Here is a 9907-nt window from a genome sequence, read left to right as displayed (position 1 = left end):
TCGGGCTCGACGAGGAACGCGTCGTGGCCGTGGTCGGAGTCGATCACGTGGTGGGCGACGGGGACGTCGCGGTCGCGGAAGGCGGTCGCCAGCGACGCGGACTGCTCGACGGTGAAGTGCCAGTCGGCGGTGAAGCTCAGCAGGAGCGCCTCGCCCTCGAACGCCGCCACGGCGTCGGCGTCGGTGCCGTGGCCGGCGGCGAGGTCGTACTCGTCCATGGCGCGCGTGAGGTAGAGGTAGCTGTTGGCGTCGAAGCGCTCGCTGAACCCCTCGGCCTGGTAGTCGAGGTACGACTCCACCTCCCGGTACGGGAAGAAGGCCGCCGTCGGCTCCGGCGGCAGCCCGAGGTCGCCCTCCTCGCGGGTCAGCGAGTCGCGGCCGGCGGAGCGCCGACCGAACTTCCGCTCCATCGACGCCTTCGAGAGGTACATGATGTGGCCGATCTGGCGGGCCAGCGCGAGCCCCTCGTCGGGCGAGGGCCGGCCCTCGCCGTAGTAGTCGCCCCCGTTCCAGTTCGGGTCCGCGCGGATCGCGCGGCGGGCGACCGCGTCGAGCGCGAGGCACTGCGCGTCGAGCCGTCCGGCGGCCGCGATGGCGACGATCCGGTCGACGTCGTCCGGGTAGCGCTTCGCCCACTCCAAGACGTTCATACCGCCGACGCTCCCGCCGACGACGGCGCGCAGTCGCCCCACGCCGAGGTGGTCGAGCAGGCGGCGCTGGGCGCGGGCCCAGTCCTCGACCTGCACCGGCGGGAAGGCGGTCCCCCACCGGTCGTGGTCCGGCTCGTCGGGGAGGTCGAGGTCGGCGGGGCGCTCGCTCGTCGGCCCGGTCGTGCCGTAACAGGAGCCGGGGACGTTCGCGCAGACGACGAAGTACTCGGTCGTGTCGATCGCCTTCCCCGGCCCGACGATGTCGTCCCACCAGGCGCGCGCCTGCCCGGCCTGCCCGGCGTCCCGCTCCGGCGAGGGCGAGCGCGCGACGTTCTGGCTCCCGGTGAGCGCGTGACAGACCAACACGACGTTGTCGCCGTCGAACTCGCCGTGCGTCTCGTAGGCGACCTCGAGGTCGGGGACCGACTGGCCGCACTCGAAGACGAACTCGCCGAGCGAGGCGACCCCCTCGTCGGAGGGCGTCGTGCTCATCGGTCCTCACCCTCGGCGGCGCGCTCGCCCGCCGCCAGCCCGCGGTCGAGGTCGGCGATCACGTCGTCCGGGTCCTCGATCCCGACGGAGAGCCGGAGCATGTCGGGGAAGACGCCAGCGAGCCGCTGTTGGGTCTCGTCCATCTGCGCGTGCGTGGTGGAGGCCGGGTGGATGACGAGCGTCTTCGCGTCCCCGATGTTGGCGAGGAAGCTCGTCAGCTCGACGGACTCACACAGGGTCTTGGCGGCCTCGTAGCCGCCGTCGACGCCGAAGGTGACCATGCCGCCGAAGCCGTCGAGGTACGCGGCGGCGTTGTCGTGGCTCTGATGGTCCTCGAAGCCGGGGTACGCCACCCAGTCGATCCGGTCGTCGTCCCGGAGGAACTCGGCGACGGTCCGCGCGTTCTCGCAGTGCCGCTCCATCCGGAGGGGGAGCGTGTTGAGTCCCTGGATCGTCTGCCACGCGTCGAAGGGGGACTGCTGGCCCCCGGTCGGGCGCACGCCGCGCTGACGGGCGACGTTGGCGAAGGCGGCGTCGCCGAACTGCTCGACGAAGTCGATCGGGTAGGCGGGGGACTGGCCGTCGAGTTCGTCGTAGTCGGCGTCGGGGTGGTCCCACGGGAACTGCCCGCCGTCGACAACGATCCCGCCGACCGTCGTCCCGTTGCCCGTGATCCACTTCGTCGTCGACTCCCAGACGACGTCCGCGCCGTGTTCGAACGGGCGACAGAGGTACGGGCTCGCGAACGTGTTGTCGACGACCAGCGGGACCGCGTTCTCGTGGGCGATCTCGGCGAGTCGCTCGAAGTCGGGCGTGACGAGCGAGGGGTTCGCGATCGTCTCCACGTGGACGAAGGCGGTGTCCTCGTCGATCGCGTTCTCGTACGCCTCGCAGTCGAGCGTGTCGACGAGCCGGGTCTCGATCCCGCGGCGGTTCGCGATACTGGTGAGGTACGCCGCCGTGCCGCCGTACATCTCGGAGCTGGCGACGACGTTGTCGCCCGCGCTCGCGAGCACGGTCGTGATCGCGTCGAAGGCGGCCATCCCCGAGCCGGTCGCGACGGCGTCAGACCCGCCCGAGAGGTCGGCGAGCCGGTCTTCCAAGACGGCCACGGTCGGGTTGGAGAGCCGGGAGTAGATGTGGCCCTCCGCCCGGAGCGCGTACAGCTCCGCCGCCGCGTCCGCGTCGTCGAAGACGAACGAGGTCGTCTGGTGGATCGGGGTCGCCCGCGACCCGGTCGCCGGATCGACCTCGGCGCCGGCGTGGAGGCTCCGGGTGTTGAACCCACGTGTCATGTGTGTAGTGCATATATCTCAAAATATCTATAACCGTCAGTTACGGCAAGTGATGCCTCGGCTTGGTGGGGTGGAGGCGCGGCGGCGATGGAGTCGACCACAGGGACCGCGTCGCGGTCGCGTGCCGCGGCCCCCGCGAAGCGTGAGTTTATCCCCGATCGCGAGCCAACGAGGGGTAATGGCAGTCGCCGACTCACCCGTACCGGACCTCGCCGGGCGCGCGAGCGCCTGCGCCGACCGCCTCCGCGCCGCCGACCGGGTGTTGCTCGCCTCCCACATCGACGCCGACGGGCTGACGAGCGCCGCGATCGCGTCGTCGGCGCTCGCGCGCGCCGGGATCGACCACGAGGTCGTCTTCGAGAAACAGCTGGACGCCGACTCGATCGCGGGGATCGCCGCCCGCGAGTTCGACGTGGTGCTGTTCACCGACTTCGGCTCCGGCCAGCTCAACGTGATCGCCGACCACGAGGCGCGCGGCGCGTTCGTCCCCGTGATCGCGGACCACCACCGGCCGGCCGACCGCGACACCCGCTTCCACCTCAACCCCCTGCTCGAAGGGATCGACGGCGCGAGCGAGCTGTCGGGCGCGGGCGCCAGCTACGTGCTCGCCCGAGCGCTGGAGGGCCCGGACGGCGACAACCGCGACCTCGCCGCCCTCGCGGTCGTCGGCGCGGTCGGCGACATGCAGGACTCCGACGGCGGGCTCGTCGGCGCCAACGAGGCGATCGTCGCCGACGGCGTCGACGCCGGGGTGATCGAGACGCGAACCGATCTCGACCTGTACGGGAGACAGACGCGACCGCTGCCGAAGCTGCTCGAGTACGCCTCCGACGTGTCGATCCCCGGCGTCTCGAACGACGAGGCGGGAGCGATCGCCTTCCTGACCGACCTCGATATCGACGTGAAACGAGACGGCGAGTGGCGCCGCTGGGTCGACCTCGACGGAGCGGAGCGGCAGACGCTCGCGTCCGCGCTGATGCGTCGCGCCGTCGCCTCCGGGGTTCCCGCGGACCGAATCGAGGCCCTCGTCGGCACCTCCTACACGCTCGTCGACGAGGAGCCCGGCACGGAGCTGCGGGACGTCAGCGAGTTCTCCACCCTGCTCAACGCCACCGCCCGGTACGAGCGCGCCGACGTCGGCCTGACGGTGTGTCTCGGCGATCGCGGCGACGCGCTCGCCGAGGCGCGCCGGCTGCTCCGAACGCACCGACGGAACCTCTCTGAGGGGCTCCAGTGGGTGAAGACGGAGGGCGTCACCGACGAGGAGCACCTGCAGTGGTTCGACGCCGGCTCGCGGATCCGCGAGACGATCGTCGGGATCATCGCCGGCATGGCGATCGGCTCCCCGGCGGTCGACCGCTCGAAGCCCGTGATCGCGTTCGCGGAGGAGAGCGCCGAGGAGCTGAAGGTGTCCTCGCGGGGGTCACACGCCCTCGTGCGACGCGGGCTCGACCTCTCGGCGGTGATGCGCGAGGCGAGTCGGGCGGTCGGCGGCGACGGCGGCGGGCACGACGTCGCCGCGGGCGCGACGATCCCGATCGGCGAGCGCGACGCGTTCCTCGCGGAGGCCGATCAGCTGGTCGGCGAGCAGCTCTCGTGAGAGAACGGACGGGTCAGCCGACCGTCCGGCGGACCCAGCCGGAGGCCCCGGACGGCGACGGGTCCGCCGTCGTCTCGGTCTGTCGGGTCCCCTCGCCGTCGACCGCGCGGACGACCACCTCGTGGCTGCCGTCGGGGTCGAAGACGTGCCGCCACTGTCGCCAGACGTCCGCGTCGGGGAGGGGGTCGGAGAGCGCCGCGTCGGTCCACGAGTCGCCGCCGTCTGTCGAGACCTCGACCCGCTCGATGCCCCGCGTCCCGGCGTAGGCGTGCCCGGCCAGCTCGATCCGACCGTCGTCGCGCTCGGTGACCCCCTCGTCCCAGAGCTTGGCGACCGTCTTCACCTCGCCGGTCCCCTCCCAGCCGCGCTCCTCCCAGTACCCGTCCTCCGCGACGGTCAGCAGCTCGATCTCCGAGAGCCACTTCACGTTCGTCTCGCCCCAGTGGCCCGGGATCAGCACCCGAACTGGGTGGCCGTGGCTCGGGGGGAGCTCCTTCCCGTTCATCCCCCACACGAGGAAGCCGTCGGCGAGCACGTCGACCGGGAACTGGACGTAGTACCCGTCCTCGCCCCGCAACATCGCGCAGTTACACTCGCCCTCGGGGTCGACCGACTCGAGCAGGGGGCGGATCGGCGTCCCCGTCCAGACGGCGTTGTCCAGCTTACGGCCGTTCAGCCGCTCACCGACGCATCTGAGCGTTACCGCGCGGTGCTCGACGGGCCGGTCGATCAGCTCGTCGTAGGTCACCGTCCGCTCGGACCCGGTCTCCCCCGTGAACGTCAGCGACCACTCGGACGCGGTCACCGCCGGATCGAACTCGGCGATGTCGACGTTGTAGAACGCGCCGATCGGGCTCACCATGCCGAGGAGGTCCTCGCTTTCGACCGCCAGCGAGGCCGACTCGAGCTCCCGGAGTCGCGCGGACGCGCCCTCGGACCGCGGGGCGTCGGCGAGCGGCTCGTCGTCCGACGCGGGCAACCGCCGGGCGACGACCGTCGCGACGACGAACCCGAGCGCCCCCACGACGAACCCGAGCGTCCGGCGGCGTACCGCGTCGACGGCCCCCGTCGAATCGCCCTCGAGCGAGGAGCCGGGTTCAGACCGCGAGTCGGTCGACTGCGGCGGGACCCCGCCCGCGGCGACGACCACCGCCGGGGGGAGCGCCGCGCCGACGGCCTGCGCGGGGTCGCCGGTCAGGCCGGCGGCGAGCAGCCACGACCCGACGCCGGTCGCTGCGGCACCGGCCAGCGACCGGTCGACGCGCGCGGAGAGTCGGAGGCCGGCGAACGCGACCAGTCCGAACACTCCGATCACGGCCGCGAACGCCAGGGCGATGTGGATCAGGTGTCCCGCGTCGCCGAGGGTCTCGATCGCGACGGTCACGATCGGCCCGGGCGTCAGGTTGACGACGGCCTGGTCGACGGGCCGGACGACGAACGCGGGCGACCACCCCGTGACGAGGTATGACCCAGCGACCGCGACGGCGCCGGCCGCCGCCGCGAGCAGCGCGTTTCGTCGCTCGGTAACGTTGATCACACGCTACGTCGGGGGCACAGACACTTGAACTGCGTCCTCGGCGGCCGAACAGGCGGAAACGTCGGAGTCGAATGCGACGTGATCCCCGGTAAGCGAGATGACAGCGACGCAACGCGAGCGGCGCTGCGTCAGGCCTCACCGAGGTCCCGGAACATCGCGCGGTAGTCGTCGGAGGAGAGCGACTCGCCGAGGTCGTCGATATCGGCGTCGAGGGACTCCAGCCGCTCGACGAGCTCGGCGTACGCCTCGTTGCCCTGACGCTGGGCGGCCGGCTTCTGGGAGCTGAGCACCGCGCGCTTGCTCGCTAGGGCCGCCGCTTCTTGAACGAGGTCGTCGTACTCGCTGCGGGTGAGGAGGGTTTCGATCGCCGTCAGCAGCTTCGAGCGGCTGACGGGCTTGGTGAGGTACAGGTCGAACCCCATGTCGATGATGTCGAAGTCGGGCTCGACGGCGGTGACCATCGCGACCCGGCAGCCGTGGCTGGCCTCGCGGATGTGTTCGAGCACGTCGTCACCGCTCCCGTCGGGGAGGCGGCGGTCGAGGAGGACCACGTCGACGGTCTGATCGACTCGGTCGACCGCCTCGGCCGCGGTCTCGGCGAGGTCGACATCGTATCGGGTTTCGAGGAAGCCGGCGTACAGCGCGGCGATGTCGGGTTCGTCCTCGACGATGAGGACCGAGTGGTCGCTCACCGCCAATCACCGCCGAGGTCGACGGGGAACGCTTCGCCGGGCATATACGAACGGGCGTTGTGTCGAGAAATAAAGCTGTCGCCGTCGTGTGGCCGGTCGCGTCGGATCGTCTTTTATATACACCCGTCGCCAATAGTGAGCCGAATGTCAGAACTCGTCTCCACCGGGGTCGAGGGGCTCGACTCGATCCTCGCCGGCGGCATTACGGAGCGGTCGACGGTGCTCGTCTCCGGGAACCCCGGCACCGGCAAGAGTATCTTCGGTATCCAGTACCTCTATCACGGCGTTACGGACCACGACGAGCGCGGCGTGTACGTCTCGTTCGAGGAGGACGAGGCGGACATCCGCGGCGCCGCGGAGTCGATCGGCCTCGACGGATTCGACGACTTCGTCGACGACGGCGATATCGTGATCCTGGACAAGCGCGAGATGCTCCGAGAGACCGACTTCTCGACGGCGGTCGACCGGCTGCTCGATACAATCGAAGACGGCGAGTTCGATCGACTGGTGCTCGACTCGCTGTCGATGTTCCAGCTCTTTTTCGACGCCGAACAGGAGAAGCGGACGTACCTCCTGAAGTTCTCGGACATCCTCAAGGCGAACGGACTGACCTCGCTGCTCATCAACGAGCAGGGTGCCGTGTTCCCGGACACCGAGGTCGGGCTGGAGAACTTCCTCACGGACGGCAACATCTACTTCATCCAGACCCCGACGGATTCGGGCGTCAACCGGTACGTCTGGGTGGCGAAGATGCGGAAACAGGACATCGACACCGACATCTTCCCGATGGAAATCGGCGAAGGCGGGATCACCGTTCACGAGCGGGCCGGCGGGTTCTCGATGATGGGTCGCTCCGAGGAGCCGTCGTTCTGAGCGGATCGGCGCCGGTCGGGAGCGGCGTCGCGGAGAGAACGAGAGACGCCGGCAGGGAGACGAGGGGTCCGCGGGGGACTACTGGCTCGACGAGAGGTCGCGCCACACGTCGTCGAGCCGGTTTTTCACCGCGGAGCGGTCCTCGACCTCGACCGTGAGCCCGTCGCGAAAGTCGACTTCCACGCCGTCGACCTTCCGGCGGTACACCTTTACCCGGCGATGCTCGTCCGAGAGCGGCCGGTCGTGGAGCTCGAGCAGGTCGGCCTCCTCGAGCTCGTTGATCCGACGGTAACACGTCGCGATAGGCACGTCGAGCTCGTCGCTCAGGTCCTGCGCGGACATCGCCTCACCGGTCGCCGTCAGGATGTCCGTGTTGTACTTGTTGCCGAGCACCGTTATCAGGTCGTCCCCCACCATTCACGTTATCGCTATTGATTTTTACACGTTAAAAGAATACCGGTGATTACGGGGACTTCGGACTCCGAGACGGGCGCGCGGCGCGGGTCGTCTCGGGAGACGCGGTATCGCAGCCGCGAGCTGGGTGTTATCGCCCGTGATAGCCGCCACGGTGGGTTTATGTGTCGACTCCGAGGACGGCGCGTATGGATCTCATCGAGGGGCTGTATCTCGTGACGACCACCGTGCTGGCGGGGTCGAGCGCGACGCTCGCCGCGTTCGCGGTCGCCGCGTACCGGTCGTCGGGCCGCACCGCGATGGCGTACCTGGCCGTCGGCTTCGGACTGGTCGTTTTCGCCGCCGTCGCGACGCCCGTCGCCGGCTTCCGGACGTCGTTCGCCAACCCGGAGGCGCTGCTGCTTATCAACACCGGGCTGCTGGCGGCGTCGATGGCGCTCGTCGCCGGGAGTCTCGCCGTCTACGAGCCGGGCACGCGAGAGTTCGTGATCCCCGAGTCCGAGCTCGCACGGCTTCAAGAGAGGTAGCGCCTCGCGACGCGCCACCGGCGAAAAGGAGCGGAATACGGCCTCGCTGTTCGCTCCGAAAGCGGACGCTATCGAACGGATCAAACGGGCGCCGAAGCCGGGCCGCTGCCGTGGCGGATCACGCGATATCTCCGACGGCGTTGCGAATCTCCAATTCGATAACTAGAATGAAAAATTGTTAATTCTTGCAGAAATTACTATTTTGGAAATAATTTGATAATCGCATGACTGCAAATTTTTATCAGTACAGATAATCTGCGCGGAGTCTTTATTAGTGAAATGGTACTTCGTAGCGATAACGCCCGCCGGGCAGGCCGGGGGCCCACGCAACACACAATGTTCGAAACCATACTGAACGAGGAAGAGCGCGGTCAGGTGGGGATCGGGACGCTCATCGTGTTCATCGCGATGGTGCTGGTGGCGGCGATCGCCGCCGGCGTCCTGATCAACACGGCCGGCTTCCTTCAGTCCCAGGCGGAGGCGACCGGTCAAGAGAGCACCGATCTCGTGTCGGAACGGATCGACGTGACGAGTGAAGTCGGCATCGTCGGAAACAACAGCTCGGGTGAGTTGGAGTCGATCAAGATTAGCGTCTCCGGCGCCGCCGGCGCTGATCAGATCGACCTCTCGGAATCGACCCTTCAGGCCGTCGGCCCGAACGGACAGGCAAATCTCGTCTTCACAGATACGAATGCTAGCGGAGGCGACACCATCGAGAATGCGAGCCAGCTCAACGCGAGCGAGTTCGCCGTTCAGGATTCGGACGGTGAGTTCGTTGACGGCGGTAATGCGGTGCTGGACGACGACACCGACTACACGATCGTCGTGAATCCCGGCGCGGAGCCGTTCGGTGATATGAGGAATGAGGATATCAACGACGATGCCGGTGACTACACCTACGCACACAACACCAGCGAGTTCGACGCGTTCGGCGAAGGACAGACTTCGTCGCTCGAGATCGTCTCGCCGTCGTCGGCGACGACCTCGGTCGAACTGAACGCGCCCGACCTCTTCACCGAGGACGGCGAAGCGGTCCGGCTCTGACGAGCCGCGAACAGCCCCCTAACCGTCCTCCCGGCGGATCCCTCCGCCCGGAACACATATTTTCTCGCGTGTCCACGGCTACGCCATGAGTGACCACGACGCACCGGCGGCCGATCCGGACGCCCCGCCGGCCGACCCCGACGACCTCGATTTCACCGACGACGAGAGCGTCGTCGAGATCGGGGAGGGTCGGTACGTCGTCGGGACGAACGGCCGCCCCAACGTCGGTCGGGCGCGGTCGGCCGGCCGGCCCGCCGACGAGTCCGGGTTCACCGCGGCGGACCCGGCGAGCCCCGCGGAGCGTCGGCCGCCGGGCACGGACCCGCGGGCGAACGCGGCCGGGCCGGGAGTCGCGGGGCAGGGCGCCCCCGAGGGCGGCCGCGGCGAGCGACCGTCGAGTGGCGACGGCGACGCCGGGGTCGACCGACAGGCCGTGAGCCGGTGGCTGGCGAGCTCGTTCGACGGCGACGGGTTCACCTACGGGATCGACGCGACGCTCCACGTCGACGGCGACACCACCCGCCAGCGGATGGTGTCGAACGACGTGACGGCGACGTTCGACTCGCTCGTGACGTGGTTCGCGTCCAACGCGGGGCCGAACTCGCCCACACCGGAGGCGCTCGGGCTCCTGCTCGTCGCGAGCGAGACGACGGTGGACGTCCCGCCGGTGGCGATAAAACGGTTCGCCGCGAGCCACGGACTCACGGCGAGCGACAGCATCGGCGACCTCGTCCGCGCCGCGGAGGAGGCGGACGGGTTTCGGATCGAGTAGCCGAGCGGAGC

Annotated in this window: 10 protein-coding genes; 5 read left to right on the top strand and 5 right to left on the bottom strand. The window is 69.1% G+C overall.

Translation table 11 applies throughout. The annotated features are described in order from the left end of the window. Both metX and R6U01_RS13290 read right to left on the bottom strand, forming a co-directional pair. Window positions 1-1142, bottom strand: a 1142-nt coding sequence (gene metX, locus R6U01_RS13295; protein ID WP_410286941.1) for a homoserine O-acetyltransferase, incomplete at its 3' end; no start/stop codon positions are given. Then, window positions 1139-2437 (bottom strand): O-acetylhomoserine aminocarboxypropyltransferase/cysteine synthase family protein, encoded by a 1299-nt coding sequence (locus tag R6U01_RS13290; protein WP_410286940.1) that lies wholly within the window; start codon window positions 2435-2437, stop codon window positions 1139-1141. The genes R6U01_RS13290 and metX, both read right to left, overlap by 4 nt. A gap of 178 nt (window positions 2438-2615) precedes the next feature. On the opposite strand from R6U01_RS13290, the gene R6U01_RS13285 reads away from it, so the two are divergent. Beyond that, entirely contained in the window at window positions 2616-4037 is a 1422-nt protein-coding gene (locus tag R6U01_RS13285; protein ID WP_410286939.1) for a DHH family phosphoesterase, read from the top strand. 13 nt (window positions 4038-4050) lie between these two features. Here the strand turns inward: R6U01_RS13285 and R6U01_RS13280 are convergent, their stop codons facing one another. Together R6U01_RS13280 and R6U01_RS13275 are read right to left on the bottom strand one after the other, a co-directional pair. Further along, window positions 4051-5574, bottom strand: coding sequence for a molybdopterin-dependent oxidoreductase (locus R6U01_RS13280; protein ID WP_410286938.1), 1524 nt, complete (start codon window positions 5572-5574; stop codon window positions 4051-4053). Between the two features lie 128 nt (window positions 5575-5702). Then, window positions 5703-6266: a HalX domain-containing protein gene (locus tag R6U01_RS13275; protein WP_410286937.1), complete on the bottom strand. Its 564-nt coding sequence runs from the start codon at window positions 6264-6266 to the stop codon at window positions 5703-5705. A gap of 144 nt (window positions 6267-6410) precedes the next feature. Here R6U01_RS13275 and R6U01_RS13270 point away from each other — a divergent pair, with 144 nt between their 5' ends. Next, the gene (locus tag R6U01_RS13270) at window positions 6411-7139 is read left to right on the top strand and encodes an RAD55 family ATPase (RefSeq protein ID WP_410286936.1); all 729 of its coding nucleotides are present in this window, start codon (window positions 6411-6413) and stop codon (window positions 7137-7139) included. 78 nt (window positions 7140-7217) lie between these two features. Here R6U01_RS13270 and R6U01_RS13265 read toward each other — a convergent pair whose 3' ends face one another. After that, window positions 7218-7556, bottom strand: coding sequence for a helix-turn-helix domain-containing protein (locus tag R6U01_RS13265; protein WP_410286935.1), 339 nt, complete (start codon window positions 7554-7556; stop codon window positions 7218-7220). Between the two features lie 185 nt (window positions 7557-7741). Between R6U01_RS13265 and R6U01_RS13260 the strand changes: the two genes are divergently transcribed. The 3 genes from R6U01_RS13260 to R6U01_RS13250 all read left to right on the top strand — a co-directional run bounded on the left by R6U01_RS13260 (window position 7742) and on the right by R6U01_RS13250 (window position 9896). Beyond that, on the top strand, window positions 7742-8080 hold the full coding sequence (locus R6U01_RS13260) for a hypothetical protein (protein ID WP_410286934.1): 339 nt from the start codon (window positions 7742-7744) through the stop codon (window positions 8078-8080). A gap of 336 nt (window positions 8081-8416) precedes the next feature. Continuing rightward, window positions 8417-9124 carry an archaellin/type IV pilin N-terminal domain-containing protein gene (locus tag R6U01_RS13255; RefSeq protein WP_410286933.1) on the top strand — a complete coding sequence of 236 codons (708 nt, stop codon included), beginning with the start codon at window positions 8417-8419 and terminating at the stop codon, window positions 9122-9124. An 85-nt stretch (window positions 9125-9209) separates the two neighbouring features. Beyond that, entirely contained in the window at window positions 9210-9896 is a 687-nt protein-coding gene (locus R6U01_RS13250; protein ID WP_410286932.1) for a hypothetical protein, read from the top strand. Window positions 9897-9907: the final 11 nt, after the last annotated feature.

This window comes from Halorubrum sp., assembly GCF_046498025.1.
Lineage (GTDB): Archaea > Halobacteriota > Halobacteria > Halobacteriales > Haloferacaceae > Halorubrum.
Note: the sequence above shows the minus strand (reverse complement) of the source record. Positions and strands in the feature narration are given on the sequence as shown.

Bases quoted from the DNA above. Each gene is read 5' to 3' on its own strand.
- R6U01_RS13290 (WP_410286940.1), bottom strand. From the start codon at position 2,437: ATGACACGTGGGTTCAACACCCGGAGCCTCCACGCCGGCGCCGAGGTC.
- R6U01_RS13285 (WP_410286939.1), top strand. From the start codon at position 2,616: ATGGCAGTCGCCGACTCACCCGTACCGGACCTCGCCGGGCGCGCGAGC.
- R6U01_RS13270 (WP_410286936.1), top strand. From the start codon at position 6,411: ATGTCAGAACTCGTCTCCACCGGGGTCGAGGGGCTCGACTCGATCCTC.
- R6U01_RS13265 (WP_410286935.1), bottom strand. From the start codon at position 7,556: ATGGTGGGGGACGACCTGATAACGGTGCTCGGCAACAAGTACAACACG.
- R6U01_RS13260 (WP_410286934.1), top strand. From the start codon at position 7,742: ATGGATCTCATCGAGGGGCTGTATCTCGTGACGACCACCGTGCTGGCG.
- R6U01_RS13255 (WP_410286933.1), top strand. From the start codon at position 8,417: ATGTTCGAAACCATACTGAACGAGGAAGAGCGCGGTCAGGTGGGGATC.
- R6U01_RS13250 (WP_410286932.1), top strand. From the start codon at position 9,210: ATGAGTGACCACGACGCACCGGCGGCCGATCCGGACGCCCCGCCGGCC.